Origin of the sequence: Streptomyces sp. SudanB182_2057 (assembly GCF_964272715.1) — a bacterium.
Lineage (GTDB): Bacteria > Actinomycetota > Actinomycetes > Streptomycetales > Streptomycetaceae > Streptomyces > Streptomyces rubradiris.
Genome location: NZ_OZ186798.1, coordinates 7,940,519 through 7,959,000, shown reverse-complemented (window position 1 = coordinate 7,959,000; position 18,482 = coordinate 7,940,519). Strand labels below are relative to the sequence as shown.

The following is an 18,482-nucleotide window of genomic DNA, read 5'->3' as shown; positions in this document are numbered from 1 at the left end:
TCACGGCCGGTGGCCGTCGGCGCGCGGGCGGCCGCGGACCTGGGTGGCGATGACGGCCGCCTGGACACGGCGTTCGACCCCGAGCTTGGCGAGCAGGCGCGAGATGTGGTTCTTCACCGTCTTCTCGGCGAGGAACAGCCGCCTGCCGATCTGGCGGTTGGTGAGCCCCTCCCCGATGAGGGTCAGGATCTCCCGCTCCCGCTCGGTCAGTCCGGGCAGCGCGTCCGGCTCGGCCTCCTCCTCCCGCCCGTCCCGCAGTCTGCTCAGGAGCCGGGTGGTGGCGCTGGGGTCCAGCAGCGACTGCCCGCCGGCCACCGTGCGCACGGCGGAGACCAGGTCCGAACCCCGGATCTGCTTGAGGACGTACCCGGACGCGCCCGCCATGATCGAGTCCAGCAGCGCCTCCTCGTCGTCGAACGAGGTCAGCATCAGGCAGGCCAGCTCCGGCAGCTGCGAGCGCAGTTCCCGGCAGACGGTGACCCCGTCGCCGTCCGGCAGCCGGACGTCGAGGACGGCCACGTCGGGGCGCAGGGCGGGGACCCGCGCCAGGGCCTGTGCGACGGTGGACGCCTCGCCGGCCACCGTGATGTCCGGCTCGTCGTCCAGCAGGTCGCGCACCCCGCGCCGGACCACCTCGTGGTCGTCGAGGAGGAAGACCCGGATCGGGTTGCCGGGTCCGGTCTGCGCGCGCTCCGCCATGGTAACTCCCTGTCACTTACTCGGTTCTCCCCGCCGATCCTGGCCCCTTCCGGGACCGCGGAACAGGGCCGTCCGGCCCTTTCGGTGCGGTCCCCGCTCATCCTCCCCGGGTCAGCTCGCGCTCCGCGACCTCCCGGAAGCCGTGCGGCGGGCGGCCGGTGAGGCGCTGGACGGTGTCGGTGGTGCGGTCCTCGACGCCCTCGGCGATGGCGCGGTCCATGCCGGCCAGCATCTCGGCGAATTCGACGGGGAGTTGTTCGGCCAGCCGGTCCCGCATCCGCTCGTACGTCAGCGGCCGGTGGGTCACGGGACGGCCGGTGACCTCGGTGACGACGGCGGCGATGTCGTCGTAGCCGAGCGCCTGCGGACCGGTGAGGACGAGGTCGGTGTCGGGTGCGCGGTCGTCGGTCAGGGCGTGGACGGCGACGGCGGCGATGTCGTCGGCGTCGACGAAGCCGACCCGGCCGCTCCCGGTGGCGGTGAGGATCACGCCGTGCTCGCGGATGCTCCGGGCGTGCATGTGGGTGCCGGTGAAGTTCTGCATGAACCAGGAGGGGCGCAGTACGGCCCACTGGTCGAACAGCTCGGGCAGGGCCCGGTGGACGGCTCCCACGCCCGGCCCGTCCGCGGCGATGGCCGAGGAGCCGAGCAGCACGGCGCGGCGGACGCCGGCGGCCCGGGCCCGCCGGAGGAAGGGCAGCATGACCGTGGCCGGGTCCGGGTCGCCCAGGGGCGGGACGAGGTAGACGCGGTCGGCTCCGTCGAGGGCGCCGTCGAAGGTGCCGGGGTCGTACCAGTCGAAGCGGACCGGTCGCGTGCCCGGGACCGGGGTGGCCCGGCGGCTCGCGGCCCGCACGCGGTGTCCGGCGGCGGTCAGCCGCGCGGCGGTCCGGCCGCCGGTGGTGCCGGTGGCACCGGTGACCAGGATGGTGCCGGAGGTGGTCATCGGGCGTCGCTCCCGCGGGAGTCGGGACCGGGCGTCTGGACGGATCCGCTGAAGTCCAGGCCGGGCGCCTGCAGGGCGAGGGGGCTCCAGTAGTCCCGGTAGGAGGTGAACCGGCCGTCCCGGACGGAGACGACGGCGATGTAGGTCATGTCGTACGGGTCGCCGCTCGCCACGATCCGTCCCACCCCGCGCATCTCGACCACGATGGTGTCCGGCTCGGTGGTCTGGTGGATCCGCAGCTCGGGGAAGTCGTGCAGGTCGATGTGGTCGGGGTAGTGGCGCATGTAGGCGGCGATGGCGTTCCGGCCGGTCAGCCGGCCGGGCCGGCCCGGCGGGGCGAAGGGGAACTCCATCACGCCGTCCTCGGCCCACAGCGCGATCCAGCCGGGGATGTCCTTGTCGAGGAGCAGGCGCAGGCTGTGGCGGTACAGGTCGGCCGGGGAGGCGGTGGCAGGGGTGGTCACGGACATGGCTGTCTCCGTTCCAGTACGATACGGACCGTCGGTCCGCTTCATCGAAGATACGGACCGCCGGTCCGGATTGCAACAGAGGAGGGCCCATGGCCGACCGCAGACCGCGCAAGGACGCCGCCCGCAACCGCGCGGCCGTCCTCGCCGCCGCCGACACGCTCTTCGCCCGGTGCGAGCGCCCGGACGACGTCACCATGGCCGACATCGCGGCGGCGGCCGGCGTCGGCAAGGGGACGCTCTTCCGTGCCTTCGGCGATCGCACCGGGCTGCTCCGGGCGCTGTACGAGGCACGGCTCGAACCGGTCCGCGCGAGCGTGGAGGAGGGCCCGCCGCCGCTCGGCCCGGGGAGCCCGCCGCGCCGGCGGGTGCTCGCCCTGCTCGACGCCGTGCTGTGCTTCAAGCTCGACAACCGCCACCTCGCGCTGGCCCTGGAACAGGTGGGCGACGCCAGCCCGTACCGCACGGAGCACTACGAGCGATGGCACGCCCTGCTGAGGGAACTGCTGGAGCAGGTGCCGGGCAGGGCCGACGCCGAATTCACCGCCCACGCCCTGCTCGCCGCGACCCGGGCCGACCTCGTCGCCCACCTGGCCGACGGAAGCGGACTGTCCCGCGAGGAGATGCGGTCGCGGCTGGCGGAGTTCGCGGCCCGGACACTGGGCACCGACGACTGACGCGGCCGGAAGGACACCGGTTCACCGGCGGGACGACGGAGGATTTCGACCGTGCGTCAGGTACCCGCCCCGGTCACCTCCCCTCACTGTGTTCGGTGCCGGCCAGGGGGCTCAGCACCCGGCTGCTCGTCTGCTGGTAGATCACGGAACTGCGGAAGCTCACCACCTCCCGGCGGGCGCTGAAGCGGTCCATGAGGAAGGCGTGCAGCCGCTCGATGTCCGGCACCGCCACGTGCACCACGAAGTCGTCGTCGCCGGAGACCACGAACACCGAGACCACCTCCGGCAGTTCGGCGAGGTACGCCTCGAAGCCGGAGATCACGTCCCGGCTCAGCGGGCGCAGCCGGGCGAAGACCAGGGCCTGGAGCGAACGGCCCAACAGGCGCGGCTGCACGGCCGCGTGGTAACCGGTGATCACCCCGCGGGCCCGCAGCGACCGGACCCGCTCCAGACAGGTGGACGGGGCGATGCCGACCTTGCGGGCCAACTCCCGGTTGGTGAGCCGTGCATCGCGCTGCAGATGGCCGAGGATCGCCGAATCAATGGAGTCCATGGCCGCCATTTTTCCCCGCGCCCCGAATAGGATTCGGCGGGCACTCGCAACGGCCGTATCACGCTCTAGGTTTCCCTTCACCCACCGGATCCGAAGGGAGCCCTGACCGCCCCATGACGACCGCCGTCGAGCACTACGACCGGTTTCTCGCGGAGCACTACACCTGGATGCTGGGAGGCGATCTCCGCGCGCTCGCCGCCGCCCAGCGCGCCCAGCTGCTGGAGTGGGGCGTGGTGCCCGGCCCGGCCGGGTCGACGGCCGTGGACCTGGGCTGCGGTCCGGGGCACACCAGTCTGGCCCTGGCCGGCCTCGGCTTCGATCCGGTGTTCGCCGTCGACCTGAGCGAACCGCTCCTGGGCGAGCTGGCCGCGCACGCCGCCGGCACCCCGGAGGTGCGCCCGGTGCGGGCGGACGTGCGCACCGCCCTGCCGGAGCTGGTCCGCCCGGGCTCGGTGGGGGCCATCGTGTGCCTGGGCGACACCCTGACCCATCTGCCGACCCGGGGGGCCGTGGCCGCGCTGTGCGCCGATGTCGCCGCCGCGCTCGCGCCCGGGGGAACGGCCGTGTTCGCCTACCGCGATCTGACGGTCCCGCTCACCGGCACGGACCGCTTCCTCCCGGTCCGCTCCACCGAGGACCGGATCATGACCTGTTTCCTGGAGTACCCGGACGACTTCGACGCCTACACGGTCGTGGTGCACGACCTGATCCACACCCGGGACCCCGCGAGCGGCGACTGGTCCTTGAACGCCCACAGTTACCGCAAGCTACGGCTCTCCCACGCCTGGGTGCTGGAGCGGTTCCGCGGCGCCGGACTGCGGGTGGCGCACGAGCGCGGCGGGCCGGGGGGCATGCGGACGGTGGTCCTCAAGCGGGCGTCGTGACCGTGCCCCGGACCGCGGCCACGAGGTCGCTCTGGTGGTGGGCGACGCCGTCCCGGAGGACCAGCGGGGTGCGCGGGAGACTGCCGAAGTCGGTGAAGGGATCTCCGTCGACGACGGTCAGGTCCGCGGTCTTTCCCGGCTCGACGGTGCCCAGGTCGTTCTCGACGCCGAACAGCCGCGCGGGGGCGGCGGTGGCGCACAGCAGGGCCTGGGCCGGGGTGAAGCCGTGGGCGTGCAGGGCGCGCAGGGCCAGGTGGAGCGAGAGGCCGGCCGGGACCAGGGGCGCGTCCGTGCCCACCGCGAGCAGGGCGCCCTCGGCGGCGAGGCGGCGGTAGGCGGCCATCTCGGTGGCGAGGGCCCGCCGTTGCTCGTCGGTGGGCGGTGTGCGGGCGCGTTCACGGACGGCGGTGACGTCCCAGGGCGGCATGAGGGTGAGCACCCGGGGGTCGTCGGCCAGGGCGGGGTCGGCGCCCAGCAGGGCTTGTGCGGTGAACGGGGTCGCGATCAGGGCGAAGTCGCCGTCGGCGTACTGCTGGACGAGGTCCTGGTGGATGTGGCCGGTGGGGGTGGTGGCGTGGCCGTAGGGCAGGCGCTGGGTGGCCTGGAGGTGGGTGGTGAGGTCCTGTCCGGCGACCCGGCCCGGTGCGCACAGGTGGCTGCCGCTGGGCACCCCGAGCCGGTGGGCGGCGTCGGCCGCCCGCGCCATGACCTCCCCGGAGGCGCGGACGTAGGTCTTGACGAAGTCGACGTTCAGGGCGGTGGCCCGCTCCAGGGTGCGCCGCACACCGGCGGCGGTGCGGTGGGCGCGGCCCATGGCGTACGCGGTGCGGGCACCGTCGATGAGTTCGGCGCAGGCCAGCAGGCGCGGGCCGGTGCTGTGCCCGGAGGCGAGGGACTCGCGCAGCCGGATCGCTTCGTACAGGGACGCGCCCATGCAGGCCATGGTGGTGATGCCGTAGGCGAGTGCGGCCAGGCCGTGCCGGGCGCCGTAGGTGGCGCTGTAGGGGTGGGTGTGGCTGTCGAACAGGCCGGGCAGCACGGTGTGCCGCGAGGCGTCCAGGGTGCGGTACCCCGGGCGGCGCGGGCGGTGGGGTTCGACGGCGGTGATCCGGCGGCCGTCGGTGAGGATGTCGACGTCGCGGCGCGGGACGGTGCCGGTGCCGTCCCACAACTGCCCGGCGTGGACGCGCAGTCGCTCCCGGCCGCCGGCCGGACGGTGGGTGAGCGGCACGGACAGCGTACGGGGTTCGGTCCGGGCCGGGTCCAGGAGGCGGAGCCGGCCCGAGGACAGGTAGAGCAGGGTGTTCGTCTCGCGTGCCCAGGTGGGATGGTCGGCCGGTTCGCCGGTGGGCCGGCGGGCGGGACCGGTCGGGGTGCCGTCCCCGGTGACGGGCAGCAGCCAGAGCGCCGACTCGGCGACCAGCGCCATCCAGCGGCCGTCGGGCGACCACACGGGGCCGGCGGCGGCCCGGTCGGACAGCGACTGGTGGGCGGCGGGCAGATGGCGCCGCTCGGTGCCGGTGCGGGTGTCGAGGACCCGGATGAGGTGGTAGCCCTCGCGGAAGCGGTGGTTGAGCCGGTTGCGGTCGCAGAAGGCCACGTACCGGCCGTCCGGTGACCAGGTCGGGGCGCCGGGCGGGCCGTCGGCGGCCAGCGGCCGGGCCAGCACCCGCTCCGCGCCGGTGGCCAGGTCGCGCAGCAGCACGTTGCCCCGGGTGTCCTGGCAGGCGAGGCGGGTGCCGTCCGGGGACGCCGCCGGGTACAGCCGGCCGGGTCCGGTGACCGGCTCGTCGTGCCCGCCGTTCAGGTGGAGCCGGCGTACGGCCGTCAGCCCGTCCCGGTCGGTGCAGTACAGCAGGCTCCGCCCGTCCGGCGCCCAGGCAGGCATCTGCACATGGTGGACGGCGGCGGCCTGGAGCACCTTGCGGGGTGCCCCGCCGACGGGCTGCACCCACAGGGCGTTCAGCGCCACGAAGGCCACGCTGCCGGCGTCGGGTGCGAGGGCGGGCAGATGGATGCCGCGCACCGGCCCCGCCGCCGCCGTGGAGAGCGGCCTGGGGCGCCGCCGTGGGCGCGGCACCGGCATCCGGGCGGTGAAGGGGATGTCCCGCACCGAGCCGGGTGCGCCGAGGGTGCGGAGGCGGAGCCGGCCGTCGGCGACGTACAGGAGGCGGTCGTCGCCGAGCCAGCACGGCGGGGCCGCCGCCAGGTCCTCGCCCTCGGTCACCACCCGGCCGTCCACCAGGAGCGTGGCCCGCGCGGCCGGCAGGGACGGGGAGCCCGTGGTGCCGGACAGGTGCAGGTAGGCGATCCGGCCCGAGGGGGACACCGACGGGCACAGCAGCCGGCCCTCCCCCACCCCGCGGAGCACCTGCCCGGCGCCGCCCCCGGCGGGTACGCGGACCAGTGCCAGGCCGCCGTCGCTGGCGCCGTCGGGCGTGTGGGCGGCGCGGACGCACACCACCGAGCGCCCGTCCGGCCACCAGACCGGGTCGAGGTCCTCGTAGGCGCCGCCGGTCAGCCGCTCGGCCCCGGCGCCGTCCGCGTCCGTCGTCCACAGTCCGAACGACGCACCGGCCACCGGGTCGCCGCCGCGCTCGGAGGCGAAGACCAGGCGGCTGCCGTCGGGTGACCAGGCCACGCCCCGGTCGTCCCAGGGCCCGTCGGTGACCTGGCGCGGCCCGCCGCCGTCGGTCCGCAGCGTCCACAGATGGAAGCCGCCGCCCCGGTAGCCGCCCACCGCCAGCCGCCTGCCGTCGGGGGACAGGGCCGGGCGGGTCGCCTCCAGGTCCCAGTCGGTGATCCGCACCGCCTCCCCGCCCTCCGGCGGCACCCGCCACAGGACCCCTTGCACCTCGGCGATCACCACGGACCCGTCACGGGACGCGGTCACCGATCCACCGGTCAACTGGCGGTAGCACAAGGTGTCTTGTGCTACGGCGGCGGACACGGCCACGGCCGGGGACGTCACCGGGGCCGCGACCGCCGTCAGCCCCGCAGCGGAACCCCGGAGCAGGTCCCGGCGGCTGACCCGGCCGTGTTCCGTCGTCATCGCGCTCTCCTCACCGGGTCGCCGAGCGGCCGTCCCCAGCACGCCGCCACGGTGGGCGGTCGGCACGGCCGGGTCCATGGTGGCGGGTACCGAGGCCCAACGCGGGGAGGGCACGCGGGACTCCGGCGCCGTCCGGCGGATCGCGGGTGCGTCACCGTACGGGTGGGCGTGTTCGCGTCGTACGAGTGGGCCCGTTCGTCGTCGTACGAGTGGCGGGTCCGTCGTCGTACGAGCCGTACGAGTCGTACGAGCGGCGCCCTCGCGGAGCCCCCACACCCTCACCGGCCATCCGCGCCCTCGCGCGGTGCGCCCGCTCCCCGGGCATGCCCCCGCCCGGCCCGTGCGCCCCGCCCTGCGCCTCAGGCGTCCAGAGGCTGCCACGCCGGGCCGTCGCCGTCCCGCCGGACCCGGCCGAACACCGCGTCGGCGAAGTGGACGCCGAAGCCGATCGTGCCGGGCTCCGCCAGCTCGGTGACGAGACGTCGGCGGTGGTCGGCGGCCCGGGCGGGGTCCTGGTCGTAGACACAGGACCATTCCGGGTGGTCCACCTGGATCGGTGAGTGCAGGGAGTCGCCGAAGGCTATGAGCCGGCTCCCGCCGCCGGTGATGACGTACTCCGCGTGCCCCGCCGTGTGGCCGGCGGTGATCCGGACGCGCACGCCGGGGAAGACCTCCTGTCCGTCGGTCACCGTGCGCACGCGCGGTGCCAGCGCCGACACGGTCTCCTCGGAGAGGCCGCCGGCCGCCTCCGGCAGGTCACGCGCGGCCCATTCCGGCTCCGGCACGAGGTGGTCGGCGTGGGCGAACGCGAGTCGGCCGGTGCCCGGGGCGGGGTGGACGGCCCAGCCGGTGTGATCCGGGTGCAGGTGGCTGAAGGCCACGGCCTCGATCTCCTCGGGCGCACAGCCCAGTTCGGCCAGGCTGTCCAGCAGCGCGCCGCCGTACAGCACGCCGTTCGGGGCGCCCGGGACGGCCGGCAGGGACTGGGGGCCGAACCCCGCGTCGATCAGCAGCGCGCGGTCTCCGTGCTCCACGAGAAGGCCGCCGATGCTCGCCACGAGGTACCCGGAGGCGTCCAGATACTCCGGATGCGCGGCCCAGGTCTCCTCGGTGGTGTCCGGCAGCCAGGCGCGCGGCCTGCCCTGCACGGCTCCGTCCGGGATGAAGGACACCTTCGTGTCGCCCAGCCGTACCGAACGGATTCCCGCGGGCCGGCGCAGCCGGTCGTCCTGGGCGAGTGCGGAGTTGGCCACCATGTGCTTCGTCTCCCTGCTTCTTCGTTCCCCGGCCTCGGTCGTCGGCGCCGGGCATCGATGCCGGTCACCGTCATGTCTCCCGGTCGGCACACCACCACGATAAGCATCAAGCTAGAAACATTCAAGCTCTAAATATCCGAACTTGATGGATTTGCTAGGATGGGCCCCATGACGACTGCTCCGGAACCGCAGACCAGCGCCGAACGACAGCTGTGCGGTCTGGTGAACGGACTCGCGCAGCAGATCACCGAGCACGTACGGGAGAGGGCCGCCGCCCTGGGCCTCACCGCCGCCCAGGCGACCGCGCTGCGGGAGATGACCGGCCCGATGACCATGCGCGAGCTCGCCGAGCGCATGAGCTGCGAGCCCTCCAACGCCACGTTCGTCGTCGACAAACTGGAGAAGCAGGGCCTGGTCGAGCGGTGCCCGCACCCCACCGACCGCCGCGCCAAGCAGCTCCTGCTCACCACCGAGGGCACGGCGTTGCGCGACCGGCTCCTCGGGCTCCTCTCCCAGGACTCGCCGCTGGCCGGTCTCAGCCCGCAGCAGCAACGCACCCTTCAGGGCCTGCTGGAGCGAGCCATCGCCCGTCCCTGAGCCCGTACCGCCGGCACAGCGCTGGTCCCGTCGGCATGGGCTCCGCCATCGAGGCCGCCCGGGGGCCACGTGCCCGAAACCGGCGCCCCACCAGGGGTTTCCACGCGATTCATCAACGGGTGATGGGCTGACGCCCGTTGACGCCCGTCCCTCCCGGGACGGGATGCCCCAAGGAGTCGCTTCCATGCACGGACCGTCCCGCCGTCACCTCACCGTCGCCACCGCGCTGCTGGCGTCCACCGCCGCCGTCGTCGCCTTCACCACCGGCGCCGGCGCGACCGACACCAAGCAGCAGGCCGAGGACGCCATCAAGGGCGGCAAGGCGAAGAACGTCATCCTGCTGATCGGTGACGGCATGGGAGACTCGGAGATCACGCTCGCCCGTGACTACACCGTCGGCGCCGACGGCCGCTTGAACATGGACAAGTTCCCGCTGACCGGCGAGTACACCACGTACGCCGTGCACAAGGACGGCACACCGGACTACGTCACCGACTCCGCCGCCAGCGGCAGCGGATGGGCGACCGGTGTGAAGACGGTCAACGGACGCATCTCCAAGACGCCGGGCTCCGACAAGGCCGTCCGCACGATCCTGGAACTGGCACAGAAAAATGGTTACGCCACCGGCAGCGTCACCACGGCCGAGCTGACCGACGCCACCCCAGCCGTGCTCGCCTCCCACGTCACCGACCGCTCCTGCCAGGGCCCGGCCGACATGGCCAAGTGCCCCGCCGACACGATCGCGGCGGGCGGCCCGGGCTCGATCGCCGAGCAATCCGTCAACCACAAGGTGGACGTCCTCTTCGGCGGCGGCAAGCAGCGCTTCGAGCAGAAGGTCACCCAGGGCAGGTACAAGGGCCTGACCGTCACCGAGCAGGCCAGGAAGCTCGGCTACCAGGTCGTCACCGACAACGCCTCGATGAAGGCCGCGAAGCCGGGCAAGCCCGTCCTCGGCCTGTTCGCCTCCGGCAACGTGCCGGTCGAGTGGACCGGCAGGCCGGCCGCCGTCGGCGGCACCGACCCGCAGCGCTGCGTCACCTCGAACCCGAACCGGCCGTCGAACACGCCGAGCTTGGCGGACTCCGCCGCCAAGGCGCTCCAGCTGCTGGAGGCCAAGCAGCGGCAGAAGCACTCCGAGAAGGGCTTCTTCCTGCAGGTCGAGGGCGCCTCCATCGACAAGCAGGACCACGCCGCCGACCCCTGCGGCCAGATCGGCGAGACCGCCGCCTTCGACCGCGCGGTGAAGGTCGCCCGTGCCTACGCGGCCCAGCACCCGGACACCCTCGTCGTCACCACCGCCGACCACGGCCACACCAGCCAGATCGTGCCGCTGGAGGCCACCCCGCCCGGCCTGTCCGCCACCCTGGTGACCAACGAGGGCCAGCAGCTGAAGGTCAACTACTCGACCAACACGCCGGGCCAGTCCCAGGAGCACACCGGCACCCAGGTGCGTATCGCCGCACAGGGCCCGCTGGCCTACCGCGTGCTCGGTGTCACCGACCAGACCGACCTGTTCACCACCCTCCGCGAGGCCCTGCGCCTGAGCTGAGTGCCCTGACGGGAAACCGAACGCCCTGAAAAGGGGAAGGGGAGACCGGGCCGCCGGTCTCCCCTTCCCCTTTTCCCTTCTCCGCGTTTTCCCTTCTTCACGCCCCCTCGACCGACCCCACGATCCGTTCTGTTGGTTGCGCAAGTTTGCGACTATGAGACGCGCCACCCCTCACCGCGCCACGCTGCGACGGGTGGCGGACCTGCTGCCGGCGAACCTTCCGCACCTGGGGGATGTATGACGGACAGTGCCCCGCTCGGGCTTGAACTCGGCGGTGTGTTCGAGCGCGTACTCGACCAGGCCATAAGCCTGGGGCAGGTCGTGGAGGCGATGGAGCGGTGCGGAAACCTCGTCGACCGCGCCGAGCTGCGCGCGAGGGCGCTCGGGGCGATGAACGCGATCACCGCGTTCGCCGACATCGAGTACCGCGAGTATCTGGCGGCCATGACCGCGAGTTCGGACCGGAGGCGGGGCCGACGGGCCCCGCGTGACCCCGCGCCGCCGCCCCCCGGCCCAGGGGTGCCGTCGTGCGCCGCCCCGCCGCCGTCCCGCGACCCCGGGCGGCCGGCCCCTGCCGCCGGGCCGCCGCCCTCGACGTCCGTGCGGCTCGTCCTGTCCTCGGTAGGGCTGGTGCTGCTGTTCTCCGGGTACGGCATGTGGTTCTCCGGCGTTCTGCCCCACGCCGGCGACGGTGTGCTGACGGTCTGCCTGCTGCTGGGCGCGCCGGCCGTCGGGCTCGCGATCGGTCACCTGGTCCGGCGGTCCGGGCCGGTGGCAGACGACCGCCCGGGCGGCTCCCGCACGGCGACGGCGCCCGCGGACACCGTGGCCCGGGCCCGGCAGGCCTGGGAACTGGCCCTGCTGGAGCGGGGGGTGGTGCCCTTCCTCCTCGGCCGTCTCGAAGAAGCACGCCTGCGACAGCGCCGGGACCGGGCGGGACGATGACGGACCGGGCCCGGGAAACCCCGGCAGCACGCGATGACCGGCGTCCCGGCGGCGCACGACGGCCGGTGACCCGGCGCTTACGATGGGCGGGCCCGTGGACGCCGGCCGCCCGCGGGGCGCCATCGGAGAGGACAGGAGAGGACGGGGGAACTGTGACGGACCGCGCCGGTGCCCTGGAGGACCCGCCCGCCGAGGTGCTGGCGGCCGCGGCCGCCGCCTTCGGGCTGCTCGCCTCGACCGCCCGGCTGCACCTGATGTGGGCCCTGTCCCAGGGCGAGAGCGATGTGACCCACCTCGCCGATCGGGTGGGCGGCGCGCTGCCCGCCGTCAGCCAGCACCTGACCAAGCTGAAGCTGGCCGGACTCGTCGGCTCGCGCCGGGAGGGCCGGCGGCAGGTCTACTACATCGACGATCCCGACGTGGTCACACTCGTACGGGTGATGGTCACGCATCTGTCCGGGCCCTCCCGGTACGGCTCCGGCCGGACGCGCGGGCTGCGCGGAACCGGTGCCTGAGGCCGCCGCGGCCTCAGGTCGGGACGCGGCGGATCCGGGTCCGGACGCCACCACGCGGACGGTCCGGGACCGAGACGTCGACGGGGCTCGCCGCGAGGAGCGTTCGGAGCCCGGCGTGCTGGAGGTGCTGCGCGCGCTGGAGACCGGTCCGCGCGGCCTGACGGAGGCGGAGGCCGGGCGGCGACTGGCCCGGTTCGGCGACAACGTGCTCCCGGCCCGGCGGGAGGTCTCCTGGGCGCGCCTGTGCGTACGCAGCCTGCGGGATCCGTTCACCGCGGTGCTGGCGTGCCTGGGGCTGGTGTCGGCGGCCGTTCTCGCCTGGGGCACGGCCTCGGTGATCCTCCTCCTGGTCGCGGTGAGCTGCGTCCTGCGGGCGACCGGGGAGCACCGGGCGGACCGCTCCACGGCCCGGCTGCGTGAGCTGGTCGCCACCACCGCCACCGTGCTGCGCCGCCCGCGGGAGGACGCGGCGCCGGTGAGCCGGGAGGTTCCGGTCGACGAGCTGGTCCCGGGGGATGTCGTCCGGCTGGGTCCGGGCGACCTGGTGCCGGCGGACGTACGCCTGCTGCGGGCCAGTGGGCTGACGGTGCACCAGTCGGCGCTGACGGGCGAGTCGGCGGCCGTCGCCAAGCACGCGGACGATCTTTCCGGCGGGACGGGCAGCGGGGTGTTCGGGCAGTCCCGGTACTGCTTCCTGGGCAGCAGTGTCGCCACCGGCAGCGCCACCGCGGTCGTCACCGCGACCGGGGCGCGCACCCGGTTCGCCGCTGCCCAGGGCGGCCCGGCCGGCCGGCGGGAGGCCGGCGCCTTCGACCGGTCCGTGCACGGTATCTCGTGGATCCTGATTCGGTTCATGCTGCTCACCCCGCCGCTGGTCCTCATGGCCAACGCGGCGCTGCGCGGACGGGGCCTGGAGACGCTGCCGTTCGCCGTCGCGGTGGCGGTGGGGCTGACCCCTGAGATGCTGCCGGTCCTGGTCACCGTCTGCCTGGCCCGCGGGGCGTCGCTGCTGGCCCGTACCCGGGGCGTGATCGTCAAGCGGCTGCCCGCCCTGCACGACCTCGGTGCGATGGACGTGCTGTGCCTGGACAAGACCGGCACCCTCACCCAGGACCGGCCGGTCGTCGACCGGTCGCTCGGCGCGGACGGCCGGGACGATCCCGAGGTGCTGCGCTGGGCCGCCGTCAACGCCTGGTGGACGCTCCAGCTCGCCGACCTGCCCCAGCCCGACGCCCTGGACGAGGCACTCCTGGACGCGGATACGGACGCGCCGACGGCCTGCGACGGAGTGGCCGCCGTCCCCTTCGACCCGGCCCGCCGCCTCGCCACCGCCGTGATCCGCACCCCGGGCCGGCTCGGCACGCACACCCTCGTCGTCAAGGGGGACGTCCACTCCGTCCTGGAGCGCTGCGCCCTGGCCGAGACGGAACGCGAGCGGCAGCGGGCCCTCGCCGCCCACGCGGCCGAGGAGGGGCTGCGGGTCCTGGCGGTCGCCACCGCCGAACGCCCGGCCCGCGCCCGCGACTACACCCCGGCCGACGAACGCGGGCTCGCCTTCCGCGGCCTGGTCACCCTGCGGGACGCGCTCGCGCCCACCGCCGCCGACGCGCTGCGGGACCTGATGGACGGGGGCGTCACCGTCAAGGTGCTCACCGGCGACCACCCGGGCACCGCCCTGCGCGCCTGCCGCGACCTCGGGATCCCCGTCCCGGCGGACGGTGTGCTCACCGCCGGCCGGATCGACGCCCTCACCGACGCCGAACTGTCCGGCCTGGTCCGCCGTACGACCGTCTTCGCCCGCTGCACGCCGGAGCACAAGGCCCGGATCACCCAGGCGCTGCGCGCGGGCGGGCACACGGTCGGCTTCCTCGGGGACGGCGTCAACGACCTGCCCGCCCTGCGCGCCGCCGACGTCGGCCTCGCCCCGCGGGACGCCGCCGACGTGGCCCGGGAGGGCGCCGATGTGGTGCTCGCCGGGAAGGACCTCACCGCGATCGCCCACGCCATCGCCGCCGGCCGGCACGCGGGCGGCAACATCGCCACGTATCTGCGCGTCACGCTGTCCTCCAACCTCGGCAACGTGGTGGCGATGCTCTCGGCCGGTCTGCTGCTGCCGTTCCTGCCGATGCTCCCCGGGCAGGTGCTGGCCCAGAACCTGTGCTTCGACGCGGCCCAGCTCGCCTTCGCCCACGACCGGCCGCATCCGTCGGCGCTGCGCCGGCCGGCCGTGCTGCGCCCGCGGGCCCTCCTGCGCTTCCTCACCGGCTTCGGGCTGCTCAACGCCGTCGCCGACCTCGCCACCTTCGGCGTGCTCGCGTTCGTCCCGACCGGCCCGGGGAGCGGGGACGACGAGACGCTCTTCCACTCCGGCTGGTTCACCGAGAACCTGCTCACCCAGGCCCTGGTCATGTTCCTGCTCCGGGGGGAGCGGGGCGGCGGCCGGGGCCGCCGGCCCGGGCCGGTGTCCTGGGCGGCGCTCGCCCTGGCCGTCATCGGGCTGGCCGTGCCGCCCTCGCCGCTCGGCCCGGTGCTCGGCCTGACCGTCCTGCCGCCCGTCTACTACCTCCCGCTCAGCGCGGTGCTCCTGCTGTACGCGGCGGGTCTCGCGGTGCTCAGGCAGCACCGGGATACCTGACGCACGTTGTGCTCAGGGCTGGGCCACGGCCTGCCCGTCCTGCGCCACCAGGCGGGCCAGCTCCATCCGGGAGCGGACGCCGAGGGCGGCGAAGACGTTGCGCAGGTGGTAGTCGACGGTGCGGGTGCTGACCGAGAGGCTGAGGGCCACCTCCCGGTTGGTGAGTCCCTGTGCGACGCGCCGGGCGATGCGCAGTTGCTGCGGGGTCAGCCGCGCCAGCCCGTCCGGCCGGGCCGCGTCCCCGGGCACGCCGACGGCCGGTCCGTCCGCGCCGAGCACACCGGCGGAGCCGGTCACCCCGGGCAACCCCGTCACCCCGTTCGCCCGGAGTTCCGCCGCCGCCTGCTGGGCCCACGGGCCGGCGCCGCAGCGCTCGAAGCCGAGCAGCGCGGCCCGCAGATGGGTGCGTGCCTCGCGCAGCCGGCGGCGCCGCCGCAGCCACTTGCCGTAGAGCAGTTCGGTGCGGGCGCGTTCGAAGTCCCCGGCGCCCTCCCCGTGCCGCCGCAGCGCCTGCCGGTACAGCGCGTCGGCGGCCTCGGGCGGTGCCAGCAGGGCGCGGCAGCGCAGGAGTTGGGCGGGGGCCTGCGAGTCGGCGTCGCACGCCGCCCAGAGCGCGAAGTCCTCGACCGCGTCCCCGGCGCCCTCCGGCTGCCGGGCGAGCGCGCAGGCCTCCACGTAGCACGGTACGGCGAGCATCCAGACGGCGAAGTGGCCGCGGCCCGAGCCGGGCCGCACCAGGGGTGCGAGCCGTTCGGCGGCCTCGCGGGGCCGGCCGTGCCCCAGGTCGGCGCGGGCCAGCGCCCACTGGGCCAGCGCGGCGGCCTGGGCCAGCCCGTGCCGGCGGGCGGTGTTCATGGCCTCGGTCGCGTGTTCGGCGACGGTGTGCGCCTCACCGGCGATGGAGGCGGCCAGGGCGAGTACGGCGTGATGGTGGGCGGCCGTGTTGCGCAGCCCGGCACGGTAGGAGCTGCGCAGCCCCTCCTCGGCGTGCGCCCGGGCCAGCGCGTGCCGTCCGGCGCGGAGTTCGCCGTAGGCCAGGTACTCCAGGGCGCGTGTCTCGTGCAGGGCGGACCCGTGGGTACGGGCCACCGCGAGCGCCCGGGCACCGGACCGGCGGGCGGCGGCGGTGTCGCCGAGCAGCAGGGCCGCCGAGGCCGCCCGCAGCAGTTCCTCCGGGTCGTCCGCCGTCCACGCGCGCTCCACGACCCGCCGCAGGGGGGCCGCGGCCAGGTCGAACCGCCCTTGCAGGACCGCGCGCATGCCCGCACGGTGGTCCCGCAGGGCCGCCACGGCACCGAAGCCCCGCCCGGCCACGAGCCCACCGGCGACCGGAAGCTGACTCACGGACGGCGCCTGCCCCAGGAGACCGGGGCCGGGGGCCTCCGGGATGCCAGGGCCCCATTCGGCGAGCATGGGCGGTACTTGTCCCAGGGGGCCAGGTGCTCCCGCCGTGCCGAGGCCCCCTTCGTCCCCGGGTGGAACGGCGGACAGCGGCGGTACCTGCCCCGCCGTGCCTAGGCCCCGCTCGTCCCCGGGCCGACCGGCGGACACGGGCGGCACCTGACCCACCGGGCCGGGCGCCTCCTCCCTACCGCAGACCCGTTCATCCCCGAGCGGATCGGCGGACACGGGCCGTGTCCGGCCCACGGAGGCGGCACCGGGCCCTCCCCCCGCGCCCGGCATCCGCTCGGCCGCGGCCCGCTCTGCGGGCGGGGGTGGGATGCCCGGGAGGGTCCGGCCCGTGAGAGCGGTACCGGGGGCCTCTCCCGCGCGGTGGGTGCCGGTCCACCAGCGGCCCTGTGTCAGGGCGCGCAGGCACGCGGCGACGTCGCCCGCCGACCAGGCGGCGTCCGCGGCGGCCAGGGCGGCTTCGGCGGACCGCTCGGGGTCGTGCGGCGCGGACAGGGCCGCGGCGAGCAGCAGGGTTTCGCGGGCGTCGTCGACCGGACCGTCCCAGCGCAGCGCGGTGCCGCGCAGCAGTTCGGCACGCGCGCGTACCGGTGCGGGCGCCGGTCGGCAGCGGGCCGTGTCGAGCAGTCGCAGCGCCCGGGCCGACTGACCGGCGAGCAGAGCTTGTCCGGCGGCGGCCGTGTACCACCGGACGTGTTCGACGCCGTCCGCGCCGAGTTCGGCGGCGCGGGTGTAAGCCGTACAGCGCTGCGCGGGTGTAGCTGCCGACGCCGGGTCAGCGGCGGCGGACGCGAGGGCGGCGGCCAGCGCCGGGGCGGGGCCCGCGACGGCCCAGGAGCGGTGCAGCAGCGCCGGAAGGCCGCGCGCGTCGGGCAGCGTGCGCGCCAGCGCTTCGTGGGCCGCACGGCGCCGCTCGGCCGAGGCGTCGGCGTACACCGCCCGGCACAGCACCGTACTGCGGAAACCGACCCGTCCCTCGGCCGCGTACAGCGCCTCCGGCAGCGCGGTGCCGCCCGACAGGAGCCGGTCGTCGCCGATGCCGTGCGGACCGGGGCCACGGCCGGGCACGAGGTCGCCGTCGGAGTGTGGAGCGGCGAGCGGAACGGGGCCATGACCGGGCATGAGGCCGCCATGGGCGCGCGTCTCCGGCGGGGAATCGAGGCCGCCACCCGGCACGGACTCAGCCCCGGCAGCCGGCTCCGGCAAGGGATCGGTGTCAGGGCGTGGCCCCGGCCAGGGCGGGAGACTTCGGCCCGGCAGGGGGCCGTACTCGGCAGATGGATGCGCCGGTGCGTGTGCGAAGGGATCGGGGCCCGGCCCGGCGGCGGCGAGCCGGGCCGCCGCGCGTCGTACGAGGTCGGCTTCGGCGGTCGGCTCCCCGGAGACCTGAACGGCCGCCGCGGTCACGAGCAGCAGGTCCCGCTGGGCCGGTGGCAGTCCGGCGAGGTGGCGGCCCGCCGACGCGGCGAGGGTCTCGGCCGCGACCAGGGGACACGGCAGCGGGGCGATGCCGCCGAGCTGCGCCGGGGTCAGGCGGTGCACCACGCCGAGCAGCAGGCCGGGGTTGCCCTCGGCGGCGGCCGTGATCTCCTCGCGCACCCGGGGGTCGAGCGCGCCCGGCGCGGCCTCCTCCAGCAGAGCGGCGGCGTCCGGCGCGGACAGCGGGGGGACGCGGAGCAGCGGCAGACCGGCGAACTCCGGGTCCACGGGCCGGTATCCGGCCACGGTGAGCACCAGGGCGACTCCGCCGCCGGGGGCGAGCAGTGCGGCCAGTCGGCCGAGAGCGGCCCGGGAAGCGGTGTCCCACCGGTCGGCGTCGTCGACACAGAGCAGGACCGTCCCGGACGCCACGGTCGCCCGCAGCGCGCCGATCAGGTCCGGCACCGGGCCCGCCGCGTCGGCATCGGGCACCCCGGCCGCCCGGCACAGCGACCGCAGCCCGGCCAGCGGCTGCCGGAACCGCTCGGGACGGGCGGGTACGACCACGGCGGGCCCGGCGTCGAACGCGCGGGCGATCCTGGCGAGGACGGTCGAGCGACCGCTGCCGGGCTCACCGGTCAGGACGTACGCGCCGCCCTCGCGCAGCCGCTCCCCCAGCGTCGCGACCGGATCCGGCCGGTGCCGCGCCGCACCGGGCCCCAGAGTCGTCTCTCCGCTCATTCCCGAAACCTTACTGACGCGTAAGGACGGGCGGAAGGCATACGTCCGGACCCCTGCGGTCCGTCACGGCGGCACCGTGTCCTGGTCGTAGGACGGCGGAGGCGGCCCGGCACGACGCCGGCGGCGACCGCCGTGAG

The 18,482-nt window shown here is 75.2% G+C and carries 14 protein-coding genes; 7 read left to right on the top strand and 7 right to left on the bottom strand.

Annotation, left to right across the window (positions count from 1 at the left end; genetic code table 11):
- The 3 genes from ACSURM_RS35375 to ACSURM_RS35365 form a co-directional block, all read right to left on the bottom strand.
- Entirely contained in the window at nucleotides 1-699 is a 699-nt protein-coding gene (locus ACSURM_RS35375) for a response regulator (RefSeq protein WP_436960041.1), read from the bottom strand.
- Nucleotides 700-796: 97 nt separating this feature from the next.
- On the bottom strand, nucleotides 797-1,645 hold the full coding sequence (locus ACSURM_RS35370) for an NAD(P)H-binding protein (RefSeq protein ID WP_436960040.1): 849 nt from the start codon (nucleotides 1,643-1,645) through the stop codon (nucleotides 797-799).
- Nucleotides 1,642-2,115: a nuclear transport factor 2 family protein gene (locus tag ACSURM_RS35365; protein ID WP_436960039.1), complete on the bottom strand. Its 474-nt coding sequence runs from the start codon at nucleotides 2,113-2,115 to the stop codon at nucleotides 1,642-1,644. The genes ACSURM_RS35370 and ACSURM_RS35365 overlap by 4 nt, the downstream gene beginning before the upstream one ends.
- 89 nt (nucleotides 2,116-2,204) lie before the next feature.
- Here ACSURM_RS35365 and ACSURM_RS35360 point away from each other — a divergent pair, with 89 nt between their 5' ends.
- Complete coding sequence (locus tag ACSURM_RS35360; RefSeq protein ID WP_436960038.1) at nucleotides 2,205-2,789, top strand: TetR/AcrR family transcriptional regulator; 585 nt, start codon at nucleotides 2,205-2,207, stop codon at nucleotides 2,787-2,789.
- A 73-nt stretch (nucleotides 2,790-2,862) separates the two neighbouring features.
- Here the strand turns inward: ACSURM_RS35360 and ACSURM_RS35355 are convergent, their stop codons facing one another.
- Nucleotides 2,863-3,342, bottom strand: a complete 480-nt coding sequence (locus ACSURM_RS35355; RefSeq protein WP_436960037.1) for an Lrp/AsnC family transcriptional regulator — start codon at nucleotides 3,340-3,342, stop codon at nucleotides 2,863-2,865.
- Between the two features lie 113 nt (nucleotides 3,343-3,455).
- Here ACSURM_RS35355 and ACSURM_RS35350 point away from each other — a divergent pair, with 113 nt between their 5' ends.
- A complete protein-coding gene (locus ACSURM_RS35350; protein ID WP_436960036.1) occupies nucleotides 3,456-4,226 on the top strand; it encodes a class I SAM-dependent methyltransferase in 771 nt (256 codons plus the stop codon).
- Here the strand turns inward: ACSURM_RS35350 and ACSURM_RS35345 are convergent.
- On the bottom strand, nucleotides 4,210-7,278 hold the full coding sequence (locus ACSURM_RS35345; protein WP_436960035.1) for an amidohydrolase family protein: 3,069 nt from the start codon (nucleotides 7,276-7,278) through the stop codon (nucleotides 4,210-4,212). The two genes, ACSURM_RS35350 and ACSURM_RS35345, sit on opposite strands and share 17 nt — an antisense overlap.
- Before the next feature lie 359 nt (nucleotides 7,279-7,637).
- Entirely contained in the window at nucleotides 7,638-8,534 is an 897-nt protein-coding gene (locus ACSURM_RS35340) for an MBL fold metallo-hydrolase (protein WP_436960034.1), read from the bottom strand.
- Nucleotides 8,535-8,702: 168 nt separating this feature from the next.
- Between ACSURM_RS35340 and ACSURM_RS35335 the strand changes: the two genes are divergently transcribed.
- The 5 genes from ACSURM_RS35335 to mgtA all read left to right on the top strand — a co-directional run bounded on the left by ACSURM_RS35335 (nucleotide 8,703) and on the right by mgtA (nucleotide 14,775).
- Nucleotides 8,703-9,131: a MarR family winged helix-turn-helix transcriptional regulator gene (locus ACSURM_RS35335; protein WP_436960033.1), complete on the top strand. Its 429-nt coding sequence runs from the start codon at nucleotides 8,703-8,705 to the stop codon at nucleotides 9,129-9,131.
- Between the two features lie 184 nt (nucleotides 9,132-9,315).
- Entirely contained in the window at nucleotides 9,316-10,680 is a 1,365-nt protein-coding gene (locus ACSURM_RS35330) for an alkaline phosphatase (RefSeq protein ID WP_436960032.1), read from the top strand.
- 237 nt (nucleotides 10,681-10,917) lie between these two features.
- A complete protein-coding gene (locus ACSURM_RS35325; RefSeq protein WP_436960031.1) occupies nucleotides 10,918-11,625 on the top strand; it encodes a hypothetical protein in 708 nt (235 codons plus the stop codon).
- A gap of 152 nt (nucleotides 11,626-11,777) precedes the next feature.
- Complete coding sequence (locus tag ACSURM_RS35320; protein ID WP_391338520.1) at nucleotides 11,778-12,140, top strand: ArsR/SmtB family transcription factor; 363 nt, start codon at nucleotides 11,778-11,780, stop codon at nucleotides 12,138-12,140.
- On the top strand, nucleotides 12,133-14,775 hold the full coding sequence (gene mgtA / locus ACSURM_RS35315; protein ID WP_436960030.1) for a magnesium-translocating P-type ATPase: 2,643 nt from the start codon (nucleotides 12,133-12,135) through the stop codon (nucleotides 14,773-14,775). Before ACSURM_RS35320 ends, mgtA begins: the two co-directional genes overlap by 8 nt.
- A gap of 12 nt (nucleotides 14,776-14,787) precedes the next feature.
- Here mgtA and ACSURM_RS35310 read toward each other — a convergent pair whose 3' ends face one another.
- On the bottom strand, nucleotides 14,788-18,345 hold the full coding sequence (locus ACSURM_RS35310; RefSeq protein ID WP_436960029.1) for a LuxR C-terminal-related transcriptional regulator: 3,558 nt from the start codon (nucleotides 18,343-18,345) through the stop codon (nucleotides 14,788-14,790).
- Nucleotides 18,346-18,482 lie beyond the last annotated feature (137 nt).

Excerpts from the sequence above, each read along its gene's own strand:
- ACSURM_RS35375 (WP_436960041.1), bottom strand. The coding sequence starts at position 699 with ATGGCGGAGCGCGCGCAGACCGGACCCGGCAACCCGATCCGGGTCTTC.
- ACSURM_RS35370 (WP_436960040.1), bottom strand. The coding sequence starts at position 1,645 with ATGACCACCTCCGGCACCATCCTGGTCACCGGTGCCACCGGCACCACC.
- ACSURM_RS35365 (WP_436960039.1), bottom strand. The coding sequence starts at position 2,115 with ATGTCCGTGACCACCCCTGCCACCGCCTCCCCGGCCGACCTGTACCGC.
- ACSURM_RS35360 (WP_436960038.1), top strand. The coding sequence starts at position 2,205 with ATGGCCGACCGCAGACCGCGCAAGGACGCCGCCCGCAACCGCGCGGCC.
- ACSURM_RS35355 (WP_436960037.1), bottom strand. The coding sequence starts at position 3,342 with ATGGACTCCATTGATTCGGCGATCCTCGGCCATCTGCAGCGCGATGCA.
- ACSURM_RS35350 (WP_436960036.1), top strand. The coding sequence starts at position 3,456 with ATGACGACCGCCGTCGAGCACTACGACCGGTTTCTCGCGGAGCACTAC.
- ACSURM_RS35345 (WP_436960035.1), bottom strand. The coding sequence starts at position 7,278 with ATGACGACGGAACACGGCCGGGTCAGCCGCCGGGACCTGCTCCGGGGT.
- ACSURM_RS35340 (WP_436960034.1), bottom strand. The coding sequence starts at position 8,534 with ATGGTGGCCAACTCCGCACTCGCCCAGGACGACCGGCTGCGCCGGCCC.
- ACSURM_RS35335 (WP_436960033.1), top strand. The coding sequence starts at position 8,703 with ATGACGACTGCTCCGGAACCGCAGACCAGCGCCGAACGACAGCTGTGC.
- ACSURM_RS35330 (WP_436960032.1), top strand. The coding sequence starts at position 9,316 with ATGCACGGACCGTCCCGCCGTCACCTCACCGTCGCCACCGCGCTGCTG.
- ACSURM_RS35325 (WP_436960031.1), top strand. The coding sequence starts at position 10,918 with ATGACGGACAGTGCCCCGCTCGGGCTTGAACTCGGCGGTGTGTTCGAG.
- ACSURM_RS35310 (WP_436960029.1), bottom strand. The coding sequence starts at position 18,345 with ATGAGCGGAGAGACGACTCTGGGGCCCGGTGCGGCGCGGCACCGGCCG.